Source organism: Exiguobacterium sp. s133 (assembly GCF_018618595.1).
GTDB lineage: Bacteria > Bacillota > Bacilli > Exiguobacteriales > Exiguobacteriaceae > Exiguobacterium_A > Exiguobacterium_A oxidotolerans.
The window spans coordinates 1-20,328 of sequence record NZ_JACSMK010000018.1 but is presented as its reverse complement, the minus strand read 5'-3'; the positions used below and the strand labels follow the sequence as shown (position 1 = coordinate 20,328).

At 47.7% G+C, this 20,328-nt stretch carries 17 protein-coding genes and 1 other annotated feature; of the genes, 1 reads left to right on the top strand and 16 read right to left on the bottom strand.

Annotated elements, in window-relative coordinates; all coding sequences use genetic code 11:
- Positions 1–269: 269 nt before the first annotated feature.
- From KNP96_RS16365 to KNP96_RS16325, 9 genes are all read right to left on the bottom strand, one after another.
- Positions 270–782, bottom strand: coding sequence for a pyrophosphohydrolase domain-containing protein (locus KNP96_RS16365; protein WP_353048375.1), 513 nt, complete (start codon positions 780–782; stop codon positions 270–272).
- An 83-nt stretch (positions 783–865) separates the two neighbouring features.
- Positions 866–2,515 (bottom strand): aromatic amino acid hydroxylase, encoded by a 1,650-nt coding sequence (locus KNP96_RS16360; protein ID WP_214771813.1) that lies wholly within the window; start codon positions 2,513–2,515, stop codon positions 866–868.
- A 59-nt stretch (positions 2,516–2,574) separates the two neighbouring features.
- Positions 2,575–2,778, bottom strand: a binding site (T-box leader).
- Positions 2,779–2,841: 63 nt separating this feature from the next.
- Positions 2,842–3,987: an FUSC family protein gene (locus tag KNP96_RS16355; RefSeq protein WP_088836731.1), complete on the bottom strand. Its 1,146-nt coding sequence runs from the start codon at positions 3,985–3,987 to the stop codon at positions 2,842–2,844.
- 108 nt (positions 3,988–4,095) lie between these two features.
- Complete coding sequence (locus tag KNP96_RS16350; protein ID WP_214771811.1) at positions 4,096–6,030, bottom strand: PTS fructose transporter subunit IIABC; 1,935 nt, start codon at positions 6,028–6,030, stop codon at positions 4,096–4,098.
- A 19-nt stretch (positions 6,031–6,049) separates the two neighbouring features.
- Entirely contained in the window at positions 6,050–6,970 is a 921-nt protein-coding gene (pfkB, locus tag KNP96_RS16345) for a 1-phosphofructokinase (RefSeq protein WP_214771809.1), read from the bottom strand.
- A complete protein-coding gene (locus tag KNP96_RS16340; protein WP_029333224.1) occupies positions 6,967–7,713 on the bottom strand; it encodes a DeoR/GlpR family DNA-binding transcription regulator in 747 nt (248 codons plus the stop codon). Before KNP96_RS16340 ends, pfkB begins: the two co-directional genes overlap by 4 nt.
- A 247-nt stretch (positions 7,714–7,960) precedes the next feature.
- Positions 7,961–8,788, bottom strand: coding sequence for a fumarylacetoacetate hydrolase family protein (locus KNP96_RS16335; protein WP_214767342.1), 828 nt, complete (start codon positions 8,786–8,788; stop codon positions 7,961–7,963).
- Between the two features lie 87 nt (positions 8,789–8,875).
- Entirely contained in the window at positions 8,876–10,321 is a 1,446-nt protein-coding gene (locus KNP96_RS16330; RefSeq protein ID WP_029333221.1) for a SulP family inorganic anion transporter, read from the bottom strand.
- A gap of 65 nt (positions 10,322–10,386) precedes the next feature.
- A complete protein-coding gene (locus KNP96_RS16325; RefSeq protein ID WP_088836727.1) occupies positions 10,387–11,295 on the bottom strand; it encodes a TetR/AcrR family transcriptional regulator in 909 nt (302 codons plus the stop codon).
- 179 nt (positions 11,296–11,474) lie between these two features.
- Here KNP96_RS16325 and KNP96_RS16320 point away from each other — a divergent pair, with 179 nt between their 5' ends.
- Positions 11,475–12,947: a DHA2 family efflux MFS transporter permease subunit gene (locus KNP96_RS16320; RefSeq protein ID WP_214771807.1), complete on the top strand. Its 1,473-nt coding sequence runs from the start codon at positions 11,475–11,477 to the stop codon at positions 12,945–12,947.
- Between the two features lie 113 nt (positions 12,948–13,060).
- On the opposite strand, the gene nrdG is transcribed toward KNP96_RS16320, so the two are convergent.
- The 7 genes from nrdG to KNP96_RS16285 form a co-directional block, all read right to left on the bottom strand.
- Positions 13,061–13,531, bottom strand: coding sequence for an anaerobic ribonucleoside-triphosphate reductase activating protein (nrdG, locus tag KNP96_RS16315; RefSeq protein ID WP_214771805.1), 471 nt, complete (start codon positions 13,529–13,531; stop codon positions 13,061–13,063).
- Entirely contained in the window at positions 13,503–15,338 is a 1,836-nt protein-coding gene (locus KNP96_RS16310; RefSeq protein WP_214771803.1) for an anaerobic ribonucleoside triphosphate reductase, read from the bottom strand. Before KNP96_RS16310 ends, nrdG begins: the two co-directional genes overlap by 29 nt.
- Positions 15,339–15,476: 138 nt before the next feature.
- Positions 15,477–15,929, bottom strand: a complete 453-nt coding sequence (locus KNP96_RS16305; protein WP_214767990.1) for an NUDIX hydrolase — start codon at positions 15,927–15,929, stop codon at positions 15,477–15,479.
- A gap of 118 nt (positions 15,930–16,047) precedes the next feature.
- Positions 16,048–18,072: an ATP-binding protein gene (locus KNP96_RS16300; protein ID WP_088836721.1), complete on the bottom strand. Its 2,025-nt coding sequence runs from the start codon at positions 18,070–18,072 to the stop codon at positions 16,048–16,050.
- A 96-nt stretch (positions 18,073–18,168) separates the two neighbouring features.
- The gene (locus KNP96_RS16295) at positions 18,169–18,714 is read right to left on the bottom strand and encodes an AAA family ATPase (protein WP_214771800.1); all 546 of its coding nucleotides are present in this window, start codon (positions 18,712–18,714) and stop codon (positions 18,169–18,171) included.
- Between the two features lie 89 nt (positions 18,715–18,803).
- The gene (locus KNP96_RS16290) at positions 18,804–19,484 is read right to left on the bottom strand and encodes an LrgB family protein (RefSeq protein WP_088836719.1); all 681 of its coding nucleotides are present in this window, start codon (positions 19,482–19,484) and stop codon (positions 18,804–18,806) included.
- Positions 19,477–19,866 (bottom strand): CidA/LrgA family protein, encoded by a 390-nt coding sequence (locus KNP96_RS16285; RefSeq protein ID WP_088836718.1) that lies wholly within the window; start codon positions 19,864–19,866, stop codon positions 19,477–19,479. The genes KNP96_RS16290 and KNP96_RS16285 overlap by 8 nt, the downstream gene beginning before the upstream one ends.
- Positions 19,867–20,328 lie beyond the last annotated feature (462 nt).

Sequence of the window (20,328 nt, the reverse complement as noted above, 5' to 3'; positions counted from 1 at the left end):
ACGCTTGAATTTGGACATAGAAAAAAGCTCCTTTCAAAAGTAAACAGTTTTTCTTATTTCAACTGTCTACTTTTTGGGGAGCATATCAGTCAGAGGCATGCAAGACCCTGCTCGTTGTCCGCTAGGAGCAAGGAGCAACGGCTTGCGCCTCGCCCGAGGAAAGCAACGAAAAAAGACGCGTTTATCTCCCGCTATCACTTCGTCTATACACTAGAACCACTTCCCTAACTAAGCGGAAGTGGTTCTTTTTGTTCGATCGTAGTCCATCCTTATGCTTTTTCATCCATCTGCCGTAACACTTCGGCCTCGAGTTGCGGTTCCGGTGGCAACCAACCGTCCGGTTTCATGACTTTTTGATCGGATTCTCGGAAGATCGGTTGACCGTCTGGCCCGAGTTTCGCCATGTTCGCGCGTTGAACGATTTCAAAGAGAGGTCCCGGTTCGAGCCCTGCTTCGACAAAGCTACCCATGATGAAGTAAAGTGCGTCCGTCAATGCATCACCTTGACCTACGAGGCGTTCGACGGAAGTCGTCGGATAGGTTTCTTTTAATGATTTTTCAACAGCCCGGTCAATCCCTGCTTTGAGGGAATCGATTGCTGCTAAAAATTCCGCTTCATCCCGAGACGATTGATGCAGAAACTCGACTGCTGCTTCTTCTGTCGTCCAAGTTGCCCGTTTGATGCCACGCTCAAGTTCGAGCGGGGTTGGTCGTTCCGCTCCCGGGTGATTAAATGTTTGATGGAACTGTTTCACGTCTTGAAAATAATTTGGTTGTTTCACACTGTCCACTCCCCTATGTTTACGTTTCATCCATGAACCGTATTCATTTTAACAGGTTTGGACAGATTTCTCGAACGTCCGCTTCATGAATGAACGAGATCAAGCATCTTGATGCCACGCGTGATCAACTCGTCGCGTTCCGGTGACGTCTGCTTCAGGCGCTCGAGATCGTCAAGGAGACGCGGTTGGTCGACTTCATCTGCCAGTTCAAGCAGTTCAAGCCGGAGTAACCAAGCATCCGGTAACTGGACAAGTGTCTGATCAATCAGCTGTGACAGACGCGACTGACTCGCCTGACCTTCACGAATGGACCGGACGGCTTCGAAAATCGGATCAGCTGCCGTCAATGGACGTTCGATCCGTTCAAATTCAACGGTTTCCGGAATCGGTTTTAAGGCTTCGACTTCTGTTCCCGGGAAAGTTGACGTAATCGCACCGATCACGAGATCCAGTTGGTCGAATTGCTCCGTCACACCGTCTTTCGTTAGTCGAACGTCTTTCAGGACAGCGATGGCACGTTTTCCATTCACTTGCTCGATTGCTGCGATATGCCCCGTCAATTGTAACGTCCCTTCCATCCACTCGAGTTGCTCGCCGACTTCGACTTGCTCGAGAACCGCGTTCAATTCTTCTCCGTGCAAGAGTGTAAATCCGTTCGGGTGCTCCGTCTGGGATTGGCCGTCTAACACTTCGCCATTCGCAGCGAGTGCCGTCGGCCCAGTAAATCGAACAAGATCAAGTGTTTCGAATGTTTCTTGTGCTGCCGGAACACCGACGAGCGAAAGACCGGATGCAAAGACGAGCGTCGACAGGTTACCGGACTCGACCGCCTTGATGAGACCGTGGCGTCCACCACGGACGTAAGACATCGTCTGTGCAAACTCTTCTAACGCGTCACGCAGTTGTTCAAAGGACTCACAGACGAACAATTCTTTTTGCATGCTCGTGACGTCATGTTTTGTTGCGAGTGCCTTTTCGAGTGAAAACGGATGTTTCTTGACGGCATCCGTCAAGCAGTGGCGGCTTTCCCCGACTGAGGACAGAAGACCTGCCCCGTAAATTTGCGGGTCGTTAAGATCACCGATTAAACCAAACTCGACCGTCCACCAAAAGAGGCGTGAAATTTCATTGGCTTCCGAAATCCCTGTGACATGGGTCCGTGTTTCCGCGAGTGCGATTTCAGCTTGCTCGATGTCTTCCGGTGTTGAAAATGGACTTTCTTTGACAATCGTTAATTTTTTCAGCGCCTTAAAGACATCATGTTCTGCTTTATGATTGAAGGCATGTGCTCCGATTTCACCGAACCGGCGGACAAATTCAGCGTACGTCGGATTCATCAAAATTGGTGCGTGTCCTGCCGCTTCATGCAGAATGTCCGGTGCCGGCGTGTAAAGAATGTTATCGACCTTCCGAATGTCGGTTGCGATCGGCAGGAGACCGTGTCCTTGGAAGTCGAAGAAGGCGACACCCGGAATCAAACCGTCGACGGCGACCGTTCCCCAACCACCGCGACTGAGGTTCGCCGTCATTTCGCGGACATCAGGAATACGTTCAGGGCTGATTCCTGAAGCAGCAAGCCCTTCGAGGTACGCCGGGTGTGCCGTATGTTGCAATGTATTTAAATTCAAGCGCATGACGTAGCGCCAGACCGCATGATCCGTTGGTGTGTAATCTTCGTAATGCTGTGGTGCGACGTGTGGTTGTAAGTGACTTGGAATGATTGGTGTAGACATATGAAGTTCCCCCTTGGATTAAATTAAACAACAAAAAGTCCCTGTCGGACATCAAGTCCGACAGGGACGACGAAAGCCGCGGTACCACCCTGATAATCCATGCTTCGCACGAATCACTTCATTACGGGATAACGGTTTTCTCCGCTTGCTTCGCAAGAGACTCAGAAACTGTAATTCGATTCAATCTGTGTACACGTTCGCAGCGCCACGTGCTCTCTGAAACAGGGAGATTGTTTCTACTTCGGTTTCGTCCTCGTCTACGTCTTTCGCTCTGTTATGCTGTTACGCTTTTAGCAACTAAAGTGCTGTTAAGAAGGACTATACGCTTACTTTTGGCTTTCGTCAATGGCTTTTTTACGTTTAAACCGATTAAATGTTTTGTCCCGGACCGATTTCTGTTCAATCGATAATGACGTCGCATGCCGTTTTAACGCGCCATGAAGGCGTTTTTCAAAAGCTTCAAGTTCTTGAATCCATTCATTCATCGCGACGACAATCGGTAAAATTTCCATGATTTCTTCTTCTTCGAGCTCATCACGATCGAGAAAAGAATGTTTAACGAAGGCAATATTTTCTTTCACTAAGTCTTCCATCGCGAGCGGTTCTTCCGTCAACAATAAATCATACGTCAACAGGACTTTCTCCTGCCGCTGGGCGATATGCATGACGTGGTAGAACAATTCACTGCGTAAGTCATCGGCGATGTTCGACAGGGCCTGTTCCCGCTCACGGAAACGTTCCGCCGTCGCGACACTCCGTTCCAAGCACGACTGCATGTGTTGTAAGATGATGATGTTACGAAGCAACGGGACATGTTTTTGGCGTGTCCCTCGTACTTCCTCCCGGTGCAAGTTAAATAATTGTTGTGTCTCGCGTAGGGATTTACTCATTTTATCGATTGCCGGGCGATACGGAGCGACCTTCCCTTCAAAAGCGATTGCCCGCGTGACGACGAGCAGCTTCTCAAATAGTTTTGAGGCTTTTTGATAATAAACGTTCCCGTACCGTGGCGGGAAAATCAATGCATTGACACCGAGGGCACACGCAATCCCGAGCATCACGAGTAAATACCGTATCAAAACGATTTGCCATAACGGCTCTGTCGCCCCTTCGACACTCTCCAAGATAACGATGATCATCAAGACGACGTGAGGAATCGTCCGACCGAATCCGAACGCCAGCAGGATGGAAATGGCTGCCATGATGACAATGCCGATTGCAAGTGGGTTCGCAGGATTCGCTCCGAGAATCCATAAGGCGAGTAACGTTAAAAAGGCACCGATCAGGTTGGCCTCCGCCTCTTCTAAAAATTGTTTCCATGTTTGATAAACAGAAGGCAACAATGTCGTTGCTGCCGAAATCCCTGGTAAAATCGGGCTTAAGTTAAAGAGATTGCTAATAACTAATGCCAAAATAACGGCTAGTCCTGTTTTGATGGTACGTGGTCCAATTTGTAAGGATTGACCCCCCATAGTTGATCCCTCCTTCATAATGTAAGTATGCCCTCTATTCTTCCTTTAATATCATGAAAACGCAATAAAAAAATCACCCCCAGCGTACTGAGGGTGATTTCATTTTGATTACGATGCTTTTGTAACTGTTCCAGATGTCATTTCTTTTTTCGCGAGTTCTTGATCGACGAGCGGTTTCTTCCAAAGTGAGAGAATTGCCGCTCCGACAAGTGCACCGATTAAGATAGCACCTGCGTAGCTGAGTGCTGCCATCAATGTGCCTGAAGGGCCGTCGAGTAACGGGAAGACGAATACGCCGCCGTGTGGTGCCGGAAGTAAGACGCCGAAGACGATTGTAAGTGCACCAGCGATTGCTGAACCGATGACACTTGACGGGATGACACGAAGTGGATCTGCTGCCGCGAATGGAATCGCACCTTCCGTAACGAATGATGCACCCATTGCGTAAGCTGCGATACCCGCTTCACGTTCCTGCGGTGTAAATTTCTTACGTGCAAACAATGTTGATGAGAACGCGACGAGAAGTGGTGGCACCATACCGCCTGCCATGACCGCAGCCATGACTTCCGTGTTCCCTGCTGTAAGTGCTGCCGTACCGAAGACGTATGCTGTTTTGTTGATCGGACCACCCATATCGATTGCCATCATCGCTGCGACGAGCATACCGAGGAGGATTGCGTTACCGCCACTAAGTCCGTTAAGTGAATCTGTCAACCATGTCATGAAGGCTGCAACCGGTTCGTTGATGACGAGCAACATGATCATACCGGTAATGAATGAACCGAACAATGGATAAAGCAGGACTGGTTTAATTCCTTCAAGAGCTTTCGGAAGACCTTTCAAAGCTTTAACAAGAACTAGAACTACGTAACCTGCAAGGAAACCGGCAATCAGACCACCGAGGAAACCTGCATTCCCTTGGCTTGCGAGGAAACCGGCAATCAAACCTGGTGCGAGACCTGGTTTATCAGCGATTGACATCGCGATGAATCCAGCAAGGACAGGAATTAAAAGACCGAATGCGGCTTGACCAATCGACATCAATTGACCTGCAAATTGGTTATACGTCGGGTCATCCGGGTTTGACGAGTTGATTCCCCAGAAGAAGCTGATTGCGATTAAGAGTCCACCTGCGACGACGAGCGGTAACATCGCTGAAACCCCACTCATTAAGTGTTTGTAGAATCCACCACGTGCTGGTGTACCGCTGTTTCCTGACCCGCTGCCTTTATAGACAGGAGCGTCCTGTTTGACGGCGCGATCAATCAGTTCCTTTGGTTTACGGATTCCTTGTGCGACTGGTACTTCAACGACGTGCTTGCCATTGAAGCGGTCCATTTCGACTGCTTTATCTGCAGCGACGATGATTGCTGTCGCTTCTTGGATGTCAGCATCCGTCAGACCGTTTTTAACACCTGTCGAACCGTTCGTTTCCACTTTAATCCGGACACCCATCTCTTCCGCTTTTTGACGGAGAGCATCTGCTGCCATATACGTGTGGGCGATTCCTGTCGGACAAGCGGTTACAGCGAGGATGTAAGGTGCGTTTTGATCGACCGTTTCCGGTGTCACATCAACAGGACCTTCTTCTTCCCGTTCCTTCGCTTCAATGGCCGCGATGACTTCATCTTCCGAACGAGCCGAGAGAATCGTGTCACGGAAGTTGTTGTCCATCAAGTAGACTGATAGTTTCGAGAGTGTTTCAAGGTGGGCATTGTCCGCATTTTCTCCAGCTGCAATCATGAAGAACAAGCGACTTGGTTGTCCGTCCAGTGCTTCATAATCAAGTCCTGTCGAACGACCGAACGCGATTGCCGGTGATTTAACGGCAGCCGTTTTTGCGTGAGGAATCGCAATCCCTTCACCAAGCCCTGTCGTACTTTGTGCTTCACGTGCTAAAATCGCCTCACGGTAAGCAGCCCGGTCGTTTAGTTTACCAGCACGATCAAGTACTTCAACAAGCTCATCGATGACGCTTGCTTTTGTATCAGAACGTAAATCCAGTTTAATCGTATCGCGTGTTAACAGATCTGTAATTTTCATGAGTAGTCACACTCCTTTATTATGATTGAATGAGTTCAACGACTTCGACATCGGTCAATAACCGTTCGATGTCTGCTTTTGTACATAATCCGAACGAATACGCGGAAGCACTTCCTGTCGTCACGGCGTACCGGAATGCTTCTTCCGGCGGACGTCCGAGTGCATGACTCGCAACGAACCCTGCGACGAGTGAATCCCCTGCTCCGACCGAGTTGACGAGTTTTCCTTTTGGCGTATTCGCCGTGTAAGCCCCTTGCTTGTTGACGAGCATTGCCCCGTCACCTGCAAAGGAAATAATGACGTTTTCCGCTCCTCGTTCGACAAGCTGTTGGGCGTACGGGACGGCCATTTCTTTTGATGTGATATCGACATCAAAGATTTCCCCGAGTTCGTGATGATTCGGTTTAATCATGAATGGACCGAGCGGCAGCACTTCGAGCATTGCTTCTTTAGTTGTATCGACGGCAAATTTAACACCGCGTTCATTTAATAAGAGTGCAATTTTTTTGTATAAATCATGTGGAAGACTGCTTGGGATACTTCCGGCGAAGACGACGATGTCACCTGACTGCATTGTTTCGAATGTTGCGAGCAGCGTCTCTAGTTCTGCATCCTGAATAACTGGACCTGCTGCATTTAGTTCCGATTCTTGATCGGCACGAATTTTAACGTTAATCCGGGTTTCGTCAGCAATTGGTGTGAAAGCTGTCAGTACGCCTTGTTTTTCAAGTTCACTTCGAATGAATTGTCCCGTACTTCCGCCTAAAAAACCGAGTGCTTCTGTCTCGACGTCATAATTTTTTAAGACGAGTGAAACGTTGATTCCTTTTCCACCTGCTACTTTTTCTGCTTGTTCGACACGATTGACTTGTCCTGCCTCAAATACCGGTAACGATACGTAATAATCGATTGATGGGTTGAGTGTCAGTGTATAAATCATTTCGCGTTCACCACCTCTGTATATTGACTGTATTTCGCTGTTTGTTCGTTCGATGCCATCGTGATAATCGTCGCCGCACGAAGTGGTGCAACGCGACTAAAACTGATTTCATCCAACTTGGTTTCGTCGACCAACACATACGATTTTTTCGCTAACTCAATCGCTGTCTTCTTTACGAGTGCCTCTTCCGGATCTGGTGTCGTAAACCCTTGCGTCGGATGAACGCCGTTCATCCCCAGAAATGCGACATCAAAGTGGTAAATCAACATTCCTTCACGTGCATTGTAGCCGACCAGTGCTTGCGTCGAATGCTTGAGTTGCCCTCCGACGACGAACGTCGGGATACGGTGGTAGAGTAACGTATTCGCAAGAGGAAGACTGTTCGTCACGACCGTAATCGCCTTCTGTTCGAGATAAGGAACGATGGCAAGCGTCGTCGTTCCAGCATCGAGATAGACATACATGCCGTCTTCGATTAAATCAGCCGCCGCTCGGGCAATTTGATTTTTCTCATCGACGAAACGATCTGTTTTCTCGACATAACTCGGCTCATCAATCTGCAGATGGTTTGCCGTCGCTCCCCCGTGAACACGGCGTAAGTGACCAGCAGTTTCCAGTTGTGATAAATCGCGACGGATGGTCGATTCACTAGCTCCCGTCCGTTCGACAATCGTCTGCATTTTGACGACTTCTTCTCGAGCGAGTAGCTCAAGAATCAGCTGATGACGTTTTTTCGTTAACATTGGTTTCCCTCCGCATCTTTAATATAAAGCGTTTACATTTAAAAATCAACCAAAAACGTTCATTTTTTTATTTATTTCTCTAAAAAACATTCATTTTACGACTTTATTCGACAGTAATGTCGATTTCATACTAATTATACATCAAAAACGGTCACAATATGACGGTTTACACAAAAAAACCGTTCAACGAGTGAACGGTTTATAAAGACAGGTAAATCAGCCTTTCAACTTCAGTTAGGTTTGTGCTTTATGCCTTTACTTCATTGCGAAGGTGACCGATTCCTTCAATCGAAACATCGACGATATCCCCTGTCTGTAAGTATACTGGGGGTTTCATCCCATGACCGACGCCAGCTGGTGTCCCTGTCGCAATGATATCTCCTGCTTCGAGTGTCATCCCGCGCGAGACTTCCGTCAAAATCGTCACGATGTCACGAATCATCAACTTCGTCGAACCGGATTGACGCACTTGCCCGTTGACACGCGTCTCGACCAGGACGTCAGTCGGATCAAACGTATCCTTCGTGACGATAACGGGACCGAATGGACAAAAACCATCAAGCGACTTCCCGCGGAAAAACTGGACGTGTTCTTTTTGAAGGTCACGCGCCGTCACATCATTGACGATGCTGTAGCCAAAAACGTGGTCCAGTGCATTTTCAGGTGTCAAATCACGCCCCGTCGTCCCGATGATGATGGCGAGTTCGCCTTCATAGTCCAGCTGATTCGTTAAATCAGCATGGCGTTCAATGGAATCGAACGGCCCGACGATTGCACTCGGCGCCTTCGTGAACAATACAAATTTCCCTGCCCCTGCCGTATCCATTTCTTTAATATGGTCGGCATAATTTTTACCGACACAAATGACGTTACGCATCGGAACGTACGGCGCGAGCAAGCGGACATCTTCTGTAATCAATGGTGCGATGTCTAAATCAACATCCATCTCAAACCCCCGTGTGATGACTTCGAGCAATGAATCCGTATAGGCTTGTGTCGTCACGTCATACCGGTGTCCGTCCGACTCCACACCAATCCGTTCCCGTCCTTCTTGTTCAAATCGAAACCATTTCATGAAAACTCCCCCTTTTTTCTTAGTATACCGTTCACCCGGTCATGTATACAAAAAAACCGTCAAGATTTTCATCCTGACGGTCCTTCATTATGCAATCCGGTGCGCTAACCGATCGATTAATGCTTGTGATTCTTCATTTAATGCAACGAGTTCTACTTTCGTCCCTGCTGCCTGATATTTCAAGACAACCGTTTCAATTGCTTCCGTCGCGGAATCATCAAATAAATGGGCGTTCGTAAAGTCAATGACGACTTGTTTCATTTGTGCATCGGCTACGATATCAAACTGTTCAGTAAATGTCGTCGTCGAGGCAAAGAAAATCGGTCCATTGATTTGATACGTGACTTGATCGTTTTCAACACGACGTGTCATGTTGATGCGCGAAATTTTTGACGCAAAGAGAATCGCTGCAAGCAAGATTCCGACGAGTACCCCCATCGATAAATCATCCGTCAAGACCGTCACGATGACTGTCGCGAGCATGACAGCAGAGTCACTTTTCGGTGAATTCTTCAACATTTTGAATGAACCCCAATCAAAGGTCGCATACGATACAAAGAACATGACACCGACGAGTGCCCCCATCGGAATCGTCATTAATAAGTCATTCATCGTGACCATCAGCAGCATCAAGAATGCTCCTGCTGTAAAGGTCGATAGACGACCACGTCCACCTGATGTGACATTGATGACCGATTGACCGATCATCGCACAGCCCGGCATCCCGCCAAAGAATCCAGCAACGATGTTTGCGATTCCTTGTCCACGTGATTCCGTCGCCTTGTTTGATGTCGTATCCGTCATCTCATCAACGATTCGTGCCGTCAAGAGTGACTCGATCAAACCAACGAAAGCGAGTGATAAGGCATACGGGAAAATGATTTGTAACGTCTCGAGTGAAAACGGAACGTTCGGTAAGAAAAAGCTCGGTAGTGACGCAGAAATTTGTCCCATATCACCGATGACGCGCGTATCAAGTGAAAAGACGACCGTCAAAATCGTCATAATCGTGATCGCGACGAGTGGTGCCGGCAGTACTTTTGTAAAGCGCGGGAAAATTAAGATGATGGCGAGCGACGCTGCGACCATTGCGTACATGATCCAGTTTTGTCCTTCGAACTGCGGCAGTTGTGCCGAAAAAATTAAAATCGCTAACGCGTTAACGAAACCAACCATGACGGAACGCGGAATGAAGCGAAGTAATTTCGCAACGCCTAAAAAACCGAGCACGATTTGAATGACCCCGGCGAGAATCCCGGCAGCGAGTAAATAGTCGACGCCATGATCTTTGACGAGTTGGACGACGACGAGTGCCATCGCACCTGTCGCAGCTGAAATCATTCCCGGTCGACCACCGGCGATTGAGATGATGATCGCAATAATGACGGAAGCATACAGCCCGACCATCGGGTTAACGCCAGCAATCAAGGAAAAGGCGATTGCTTCCGGAACGAGTGCCAAGGCGACGACGATTCCAGATAGAATGTCTGTTTTAGGTTGCAGCAGCCATTCCTTTCTCCATTGTGAAAACATATAATTCCTCATTTCTTTTTTTGTCTATTTCCTATCATAGTACCTTTTTGGGACGCAAACAAGACTCATTGTGATTTTGTCCGGATCATCACGATTTCATCGACCATTTCTTTATACGTCGCCATGATGTCCTGTCCACAGAAGATTGGATCCTCGTCGAGCGTATCGAGGGCACGACGGAGGAGATGAATTTTTGGTTTTTTTCGTTCGAGCAGTTCTTCATAGACAAAATCAAGCACTTCGTTATGTGCTTCCCTTGAAGCGTCTGAAATCGCCGACAAGCCAATCAACCGTTTCATGTGTTCATTTGTTTTTACGAACAGTTCTTTCCGGATGACGACCTCATCTTGCGGACGATCGAGCCAAACGGAGAGGAAACGTGGTGGAATCAATTGTTCTTCCGTTCGACTGACGTCGTCGACGAAATGTGTCAACCGATTAAAGACGTAACGGACGACCCGCTCCGGTTGTGTATTTTTTTCCGATTGACGGAAAAAATACATCGCGTATTGGAGCATCCCTGTATAAAGGACGGCGAAGTCAAGCAAGTATGGTGCTTTTTCCTCGCCAAACAAATCACGCATCCGGTGATAGGTCCATTCGATTTCAAGTAATCGGTTCTTTTCCATGAACGCCTTCAGTTCTTTTTCGTTCGAAGCGACAGCTTCTTCAAACAAGGTATAGAGCTTATATTTTTGCATCAGTTCAAGGTAACAGTTACCTTGTTGGATGAATGTCTCATAATCCGACACGTCGCGTCCGACCAAAATGTCTTTTCGAACATTACGCATTTTTTCAAAGACGACGTTAAATACGTCGATGAACAATTCGTTTTTCGATGAAAAGTAGTTATAGAACGTCCCTTTCGAGACATTACTGTGCTCGAGAATATCTTGAATCGATGTGGACTGGTATCCCTTTTCGACGAACAGACGATATGCAGCATCCAGGAGTTGTTTCTTTTTTGGGTTCATTTTCTAATCCCTCTTCTAGTAAAAGATCTTTTTGAGTACATTCGATTTTACCTCAATCTTTTTTATTTTAGTGTATAAAGCAAATAATTTGTAATGTTTTGCTTCAGGCGGTAAGATAGCTAAGTTGTAGAATTGAAGTATAACAAATTAGACACGTAGTATAAAAGGAGCATAACGAAATGCAATCAACCAAGCAATCATCTCGACTTTATCTTATTTTAGCTGTCCTCATGGCAGGCGCGTTCGTTGCCGTCCTCAACTCGACGCTATTAAATATCGCCTTACCTTCCATTATGGTTTCGCTCGATATTCAAACCAGTACGGCCCAGTGGCTGACAACGGGCTATATGCTCGTCAACGGCATCATGATTCCGACGTCTGCCTTTCTCGTCCAAAAATTCTCAACCCGCCAGCTGTTTCTAACGGCGATGAGCTTATTTACGATTGGAACCATCGTCGCGGGTCAAACGGAGCTCTTCCCTGTCTTACTCGGTTCACGGATGTTACAAGCATCTGGTTCTGCTATCATGATGCCTTTATTAATGAACGTCTTGATCACCGGCTTCCCAATCGAGAAACGCGGACAAGCGATGGGGATTTTCGGACTCGTCATCACATTTGCACCGGCAATCGGTCCGACCCTGTCCGGTTGGGTGCTTGAGCATTACGAATGGCCGATGCTGTTCCACATCGTGACACCGATTGCTGCACTTGTTCTTGTTCTTGGTTTCTTCTTACTAAAAAAAGAAGTCGTCACAAGCAGTTTACGCATCGATCGCCTGTCACTCGTGTTGTCCAGTTTTGGATTCGGGGGCTTGTTGTATGGATTCAGTTCAGCCGGTTCAGCCGGTTGGGGATCATTCGCTGTCATCGGCTCCTTAACAGTCGGCGTCATCAGTCTCGTCTCATTCATTATACGACAATTACGTCTCGACGAACCGATGCTTGAATTCCGGATTTTTAAATATCCGATGTTTGCTTTATCACAAGGGATTTCGATGGTCCTTAACATGTCGATGTTCTCGGCGATGATCTTGATGCCGATTTATGTCCAAACGATTCGCGGGATTTCCCCGTTCCACTCTGGACTCTTGATGTTACCCGGTGCACTCGTCATGGCGTTTATGTCTCCGATCACAGGTCGCTTGTTTGACCGGTTCGGTGCCCGGGTGCTTGCCATCATCGGATTGTCGTTGACAGTCTTAACAACGTTCTTCTTCAGTCGTTTGACGGCAGATACAGCGTATTCGTTCCTCGTCATCATGTACACATTACGTTTCCTCGGAATCTCAATGGTGATGATGCCCGTCATGACGAACGGTCTCAATCATATTCCACAACATTTGACACCGCACGGTACGGCACTCAACAATACGTTATCGCAAGTATCAGGAGCAATCGGTTCCGGCTTACTCATTTCCGTCATGACATCACGGACAGCGAGTTACGCAACGGATCTTGCTGCGAACGCAACACCGACGACAGCACCGAAAACGATCATGACACAAGCAATGGTCGAAGGGATTAACGATACGTTCTTCATCGCGACATTGCTCGCCTTGTTCGCCTTAATCCTTTCGTTCTTCATTAAAAAGCGTCCATCGGAAACATTATCGGTCGTCAAACCGGTCGCCGAAAAAAAATATGCGTAACGGTAGCTTTCGCTTCCTGCCGTTATGAATGAAAAGAATAGACATGAAAACGCCGATGACTCCGGATGAAACATGGGAGCATCGGCGTTTTTTTGTTGTCTGCAATCCGTCCGCTATCTGTTCTTGATATACTCCTCAATCTGTTTGGCGGAGAGAATCCGCTGGTTCGTACTGCCACGGATGGCAAGGCTCGTATCATGGAGCTGCTCCATGTAAGGTCCGTCAATCAGACAATCCAGTTGCCGTAAGATTCGACACGCGCGTTCATCTTTAACTAAGTCTTCAATCCGATACCCGGTGAACAAATAAATCTCATAGTCCGGTCGCAATAAGAGGACGAGCTGTTCGAGTGCCTCGCGTTGCACGAATGGTTCACCCCCCGACAGCGTAATTCGTTTTGATCCGATTTCCTCGACCCGTTTGATGACGTCAGGAGTCGAGTAGGTTGTACCTGCTGCAAGCGACCACGACGATGGATTATGACAGCCTCGGCACCGATGTGGACATCCGGCGAAAAAGATGACCGTCCGTAAGCCGGGACCATCGACGACCGAATCAGCGACGATGGATAGCAGTCGTACCATGGTAGACCCGGTCCTGTTCTTCCGCCCGTTTGGCTTCATTCCAGCGTGCCATCGTCCCGACGAGATATCCCGTAATCCGCCGAATCCGTTCAATGTCTTCTCCGCCACAGACCGGACACGTCTGCTCGATTGTCTGTTCCGTCCGACAGGTCAAACAACGATCGATTGGATGATTGATTGAGCCATAGCCAATGCCTTCTGCCACCATCATCCGGACGATATCCTCGACGGCTTGCGGATTTTCTGCGAGCGCTCCATCCGTCTCGACATAGGTGATATGTCCTCCGTTACAAAGGGCATGAAACGGCGCTTCGAGGCGAATCTTTTGACGCATCGTTACAGCTGCCGTCACTGGAAGATGGAACGAGTTCGTATAGTAGGTTTTATCCGTCACACCGGCAATCAAACCAAACTTTGCGACATCATGCGCCGTGAATTTTCCAGACAATCCTTCCGCCGGTGTCGCAATCAGTGAAAAATTCAATCCCGTCTCATCCCCGAATTGATCGACAACGTTACGCATCGTCTGAATCAACGCCCGGCCGATGTTATGGGCAATCGCTGAATCGCCGTGATCATGTCCCGTCAAAACGACGAGCGCTTCCGCGAGACCAATGAATCCGACCGAAAGCGTCCCGTGACGCAGGACCGGCTCAACGCGATCGGTCGGTTGAAGCGTCTCCCCGTCGCGCCAGACGTGTTGATAAAGAAACTGAAATTCTTCCGCCCGTCGATTCGCTTGGTACTGATAACGCTCGAGCAGCTGTTCGCAAGCAAGTTTCGTATAATCAGTCAATGTCGCAAACATATGATCGACCGTTTGACTCGTCAAGGCGAGACGAACGAGGTTCACACTCGTAAACGACAGATTTCCCCGCCCCGTCACGGAAGCTTCTCCTTGACGATTTTCGAAAACACGCGTCCGGCAACCCATGTAGGCAACTTCTTCTGTTGTCTTGCTGACGTTGAACGGGGCATCTAAAAATGCAAAGTTCGGAAACAACCGTTTTCCCGTGACTTTTGTCGCAAGCTGAAATAAATCGTAATTCGGATCACCCGGATTTAACGTCACACCTGCTTTGACTTTAAAAATCTGAATCGGAAAGATGGGCGTTTCCCCTTTTCCGAGACCTGCCAGTGTCGCCTCAAGTAAGGCTTTTGTTAGCATCCGACCGTAAACTGAAGTATCCGTCCCGTAATTAATCGAGATGAAGGGGACTTGTCCGCCACCACGTGAGTGCATCGAATTCGTATTATAGATGAAGGCTTCACATGCTTGATAGGTAATCTCGTATGTCTCTTGGCGCGCATATCTCGCGCGACGTGCCTTCGACCAGCTCGGAGCAATCTGATTAATTTTCTTCATTTGACGTGCGTATGTTTTCTCGACGAAGGGAGCTAAATCGGTATCAAAATTCGGAAAGGCTTGCCCGCCATGCTGCATGTTTTGATTCGCCTGCATAATGATCGCAGCGAGCGCCATCGCAGAACGGATATCTTGTGCCGGACGAATCGACCCGTGACTCATCTGGAACCCGTTCGTCAGCAAGCAGCCTAACGGAATTTGAGAACAGGTCGTCGTTCCCGTGACATAGTAGTCAGCGTCATGGATATAGAGGATATTGTCCGCCAACGCTTGTTTAACACGAGGCGTCACGAGCAAGTCTTCCATCATCGCCCGCGCCGCCGTACTCGCGATCCGGTTTAACTTCGCGAGTGGTGCTTTGCCATCGATGTTGGCATTTTCTTGGACATGGTTAGTCGTTGGTTCCTCAATCACTTGTCGGTACAAGGTGTTCACTTCCATCACTATCACTCCCTAGATATCGCTTTATTTCTGTCTGTACGACTACTATATCTAGGAAGATTCGGCAGCAGCAATCCCTGCATACTTTTGATTTTTTGCAAGTAAACGTGCTAACTTTTCACGAAATGGTTGTAGAATTTACGTATTCTTCAGCTCCAGGCACGCTTTTTGAACTTTCGGCGTACTATGAGGATTCTCACGACCGTCGAGCCACTCCGTCAAAAACAGAACATCTTCCGGATACATATGTTCAATTGTTCCGAGTTGCGCACGCGACATCCACGCCACCTGTTCAATCGTTTCGTCCGGGTCGTTGATTCCACGGCTCTTCCCAGTGGACGTGACTTCGAAATATGTCGTCTCGACTTGAATCGTTTGGATGACGGTCTGTTTCGTAAACAGATTTTGTTTGATCTTCACCGGATACCCGGTCTCTTCCATGACTTCCCGCACACAGCATTCGCCTGCCGTCTCTCCCGGCTCGATTCCACCGGACGGGACGGCCCACGCCTCAGAACCATAACTTTTGACCATCAATACTTGATTTTCCTCATTGACACAAACTGCTGCTGCACCGTACCATTCTCGCATCGTTTAATCCCCTTTCAGCTACTCGTTTCTGTTTAGTCATTCGCGATGACTTTAAACATCCCCTACAAAAAAACTGCCGCTCCAACAAAATGAATTGTTGAAGAGACAGGTAGCCTGCTTACTTTTTAGTTGCGTTCGGTAACATGACTTTAAAGAGTGCCCCGTCGCCTAAGACGGACTCGACTTCAATCGTTCCGTCATGCTCGCGGACGATTTCTTTACAAATCGACAATCCGAGTCCCGTTCCGCCAATTTTACGACTATCCGAGTTGTCGACGCGATAAAACTTACTAAACAGGTGCGGCGTCGAACTGACAGGAATCCCGACACCAAAATCACGGACACTCAGTTCGATGTTTGCATCATGCTCGAGTAAACCAATGATGATATCACCGCCGTCCGGCGAGTACTTCACGGCATTGTTTAATAAATTACCGAGGAGTTGCTTCATGCTGTTGCGATCGGCTTCTACTAGGAATGTCTGCCCTTGATCCGCATCGAGTTGAAGGTTGTGCCGTTCCGTCGTCGCCTGATGAAACTGAATTTGCTCTTTGACGACATCGAGGAGATTAAATACCTCTTTCTCGTATGACTGCTTGCCTGATTCCATTCGTTGTACATTCAAGAAATCACTGACGAGATCAGTCAGGCGTTTTGATTCGTCATGAATTGTCTGTAAATACCGTTTACTCCGATCCGGACCTAAATCCCGTTTTAACATCAGCTCGGTAAAACCATAAATGGACGATAAGGGTGTCCGTAGTTCATGCGAGACCGTTGAAACGAGTTCGGACTTCATTCGGTCGACTTCTGTTTCAGGCGTTACATCCCGGAAGACGAGGATTGTCCCGATTGGTTGTCCCTCATGAACGATTCCTTCAGCATAGACTTGAATAAAGTATGTGCCGTCGTCAATCGATAAAGAAAACATGTCTGTCGGAATCTGACCAGCGAGGACCTTCTCGAAATACATTGCGAATGCCTCTCGTTGATCCATCTGTTCGAACATCGTCTCGGGATTCACTTCAAGAAACGTCGTCATATCTGTTTCTTCCTCAATCTGAAGCGACTGGAAGATTTCAAACAATGCTCGGTTACCGAGTATCACTCGTTCTTCATATTTGACGTATAATATCGCTTCTCGGACAGAATTTAACAGTTGCGCCGTTTCAGCCCGCTCATAGTCCATCTGTTCATATAACGTCATCCGCATCCGTGAAATTGCAATCTGTTTTGCGAACGATGCCAGTTCGGTGATGTCATGTTCCGTGAACGCTTCATCAAATCGTGCTAAATAAAGGCAAGCAATCAATTCATCTTTTGCCGGGTCCATGATTGGAATGACCGCTTCATGAATGTAGTACGGGTAACCTAGCAACCGATCTTCGGTCACTTGCTTCGTCGATTGTGCACTTTCTTTTGAGACCATGACCCGTTTCAACAGTAACGATTCCGTTTTTAAGCTCTCTTGCTGCTCATCGGTCATCTCTTTTGGTACAACCGACGTAATCTCATTATTCTTGATGAACAGTAATGCCCCGAACTCCGTTTTCGTCAAACGGACAATCGTACTGATGACGGAAGAAAAATCAAATAAACTTTCTTTGGAAGCCAATGTCTCAATCAATTCATTCCGATCTTTCAAGTGCAATTCATTCGATCGTGTTGCCGTCAAAGACTGTTCGAGTTCTCTTTGCTTACCGGTCAAATCATCTTGTTTTTGTTCGAGCTCCTGATTTTGTCGTGATAGATCGGTATGTTGGGACGAAATTGAATCGGCCATTTCGTAAAAGGAGTCAGTTAATTGACCGACTTCGTTATTCGATTGGCGGTCATATTCTAAGGAAATCGACTTCCCTTCTGCAAGACGGTGACTTTTCTTCGTCAGCTCTTGCAGCTGTTCCGTCAACCGATTGATGATCGGTCTGACGATGAACACAAGACACAAAATGAAAATCAGTAAGTTCAAAAACCAGAACCATTGTGTTTTCTCTAATTGGTCGAGTACTTGACGTTTCGTCTGACTTGCTGCGCCGTCGATATATAGGTAGCTCGCAAATGACGTCAATGCCCCAATCGCGAATACCCCATAAAAAATCGCCATCAGTTGTCTTCCTATCTTTTCGGTCATCCAGTTTCTCATAAAAAAATCCCCCTACTTATCTTCAAAAAATACAGGGATGTCTTTAACCCATCTCGTACCTCCCTGTTAATTCCCTGAATTCGGGTGAATCAATCATCAAAAGAGACGTTTACGACATGGCGGTGCTATATGCAGGTCACAACTTAGCGCAATCGCATCAACTACCCCTTGCTTCGTCAGTCGATCAGTCTGGATGTGTTGATTGAAAAGCGGATCAGTCAATGCTTGAATGCGGGCATCTGCTTGCTGCCCTCCCCAGGAATCCGGTCGTTCAAATCGCCGAAGTAAACGTCGTTTGACCGTAGTCGTAGAAGCCATCAATGAAACATGATGGACGAGATGCCCCCGTCGTCTTAATTCACCTACGATTTCATCAAAATAGATCGGGTTCGTCACAGTCATCGGTACAATGATCGTCCGATTGCCGGATTGATTGCTTCGTTCGAGAATCACCCGCGTCAGTTCCCGCCACAACGGTTCATCTTGAAAATCGCTATACGTGCGTGTCGACGGTAATTGTTCTCTCAACAACTGACCGACTGATTCCGGATCGAAGATATCAGATCCCGGTATTCTTTTTTGTAATCCCTTAGCCGCCGTCGTTTTTCCTACTCCAAATGTCCCGTTAATCCAGATAATCATGATTTCCCCGTCTCCCCTTTTCCTAGCATGATGTACATACGAAAAAGCCGTCCCGCCGGTTTCAACCGTCGGACAGCTTTACAGAAATATTAATAAATAAACTGAATGATGAAAGGTGCCAGGACACTCGCAAAAATCGCTGTCAAGACCATCGTCAGCAATCCGACCGCACCCTCCCGCTGGTCGAGTGTCATCGATTTTGTTGCACCCATGACATGGGCAATCGAAGCCAGTCCGACACCCCGACTGACGAAGTGACGAATCTTTAATCCCGTCATCAAGCGTGGACCGACAAGTGAACCGACGAGCCCTGTCATCAGGACGAACGTCGCGGTTAAGGTCGCCGTTCCACCCGAACGCTCAGAAATCGACAAGGCGACGGGCAACGTGACGGATTTCGGGAGCAGTGCCAGATTCGTCGTTCGTCCGAGATGTAACAACAGTCCGAACAGGATATCTGACGTCAAGGCGATGCTCGTCCCGATGACGACCCCTAGCCCGATTTCCGGCAAGAAACGCCGAACGTGGTGACGGACCGTATAAAGCGGAATCGCGAAGGCGGTGATGGCAGGACCGAGCATTTTCGTCAAATACTGTCCGCCAGTCATATAGGTCGCGTGGGATACACCCGTCAATGATAAAATCAAAATCATTGTTGCCGTCACGGTCAAAATCGGTAACGTCCAGACTCGTGGATACCGCCGATACCCGGCAAATCCAATCAAAAAGATAACAATCGTCAGAATCAACCAAAATAGTGCCTTAATCACGTGGCGTCACCCCATCTTTTCGATGAGCAAGCCGATCGACGATGTAGGCAGAACCGACGAGCGTCAGCAAGCTACTCATGATGACGATCAATACGATCTGTAAGCCGTTCTGGCGTAAGAATACCGCATAGTCCATGATTCCCGACAATGCCGGAACGAAGAACAACGGCATGATGAGCAGCAACAGCCGGCCGCCCCGTTCAACGTGTTTGACTTGGACGACCTTTGCCTTGAGCGCTAAATAGAGCAACAAAAGTCCGACGATATTCCCCGGTAACGCTAAGTCAAAGCTTTTACTGATCAGTTCACCGATTGTCGCAAAACAAGTGATCAGGATCACTTGCCCAATCAATGAAAGAAGTGTGCGCATTTTTGTAGACATAATTCCTTTTCCCCTTGTATAAACCGAATTCACTGTTCATTATCCGCTTCTGTTTGTGAACAATCAATGAAATGAGTCAATTTGTTTGATGTAATCGTTCTCACACGAATTGAAAGGACTTCTTGATACAGTACAGCTTTAAGCATCAAGAACTGTTGTTGAACAGACGAACGTGTATGAAGCGATTCAAGACGAAACACGCTCTAAAATGTCTTTTTTTCGGTGTAATCCCAAAAAGCTTCGCTTTTGCGTTGACTCCTATGGGAAAATGCGCATTTTCACGCGATCAGCGTGTAGACAAACTCTTATGAAGCGTGAACATGCGATAACGAAAGACAATCCGGTCGCGCTTCCCTGTCTCGCCTCGTCTTCAAAGCGATTCGAGACGGATTGCGCCCTAAACCGTCTGCATGACTGGCTTTCCGTCATAGTGTTACCTAAAAAGCGTCACGTTTCGTTGAC

What these genes read in the sequence shown, in the direction of transcription:
- KNP96_RS16360 (WP_214771813.1), bottom strand. Translation starts at nt 2,515, where the DNA reads ATGTCTACACCAATCATTCCAAGTCACTTACAACCACACGTCGCACCA.
- KNP96_RS16355 (WP_088836731.1), bottom strand. Translation starts at nt 3,987, where the DNA reads ATGGGGGGTCAATCCTTACAAATTGGACCACGTACCATCAAAACAGGA.
- KNP96_RS16350 (WP_214771811.1), bottom strand. Translation starts at nt 6,030, where the DNA reads ATGAAAATTACAGATCTGTTAACACGCGATACGATTAAACTGGATTTA.
- pfkB (WP_214771809.1), bottom strand. Translation starts at nt 6,970, where the DNA reads ATGATTTATACACTGACACTCAACCCATCAATCGATTATTACGTATCG.
- KNP96_RS16340 (WP_029333224.1), bottom strand. Translation starts at nt 7,713, where the DNA reads ATGTTAACGAAAAAACGTCATCAGCTGATTCTTGAGCTACTCGCTCGA.
- KNP96_RS16335 (WP_214767342.1), bottom strand. Translation starts at nt 8,788, where the DNA reads ATGAAATGGTTTCGATTTGAACAAGAAGGACGGGAACGGATTGGTGTG.
- KNP96_RS16330 (WP_029333221.1), bottom strand. Translation starts at nt 10,321, where the DNA reads ATGTTTTCACAATGGAGAAAGGAATGGCTGCTGCAACCTAAAACAGAC.
- KNP96_RS16325 (WP_088836727.1), bottom strand. Translation starts at nt 11,295, where the DNA reads ATGAACCCAAAAAAGAAACAACTCCTGGATGCTGCATATCGTCTGTTC.
- KNP96_RS16320 (WP_214771807.1), top strand. Translation starts at nt 11,475, where the DNA reads ATGCAATCAACCAAGCAATCATCTCGACTTTATCTTATTTTAGCTGTC.
- nrdG (WP_214771805.1), bottom strand. Translation starts at nt 13,531, where the DNA reads ATGGTACGACTGCTATCCATCGTCGCTGATTCGGTCGTCGATGGTCCC.
- KNP96_RS16310 (WP_214771803.1), bottom strand. Translation starts at nt 15,338, where the DNA reads ATGGAAGTGAACACCTTGTACCGACAAGTGATTGAGGAACCAACGACT.
- KNP96_RS16305 (WP_214767990.1), bottom strand. Translation starts at nt 15,929, where the DNA reads ATGCGAGAATGGTACGGTGCAGCAGCAGTTTGTGTCAATGAGGAAAAT.
- KNP96_RS16300 (WP_088836721.1), bottom strand. Translation starts at nt 18,072, where the DNA reads ATGAGAAACTGGATGACCGAAAAGATAGGAAGACAACTGATGGCGATT.
- KNP96_RS16295 (WP_214771800.1), bottom strand. Translation starts at nt 18,714, where the DNA reads ATGATTATCTGGATTAACGGGACATTTGGAGTAGGAAAAACGACGGCG.
- KNP96_RS16285 (WP_088836718.1), bottom strand. Translation starts at nt 19,866, where the DNA reads ATGTCTACAAAAATGCGCACACTTCTTTCATTGATTGGGCAAGTGATC.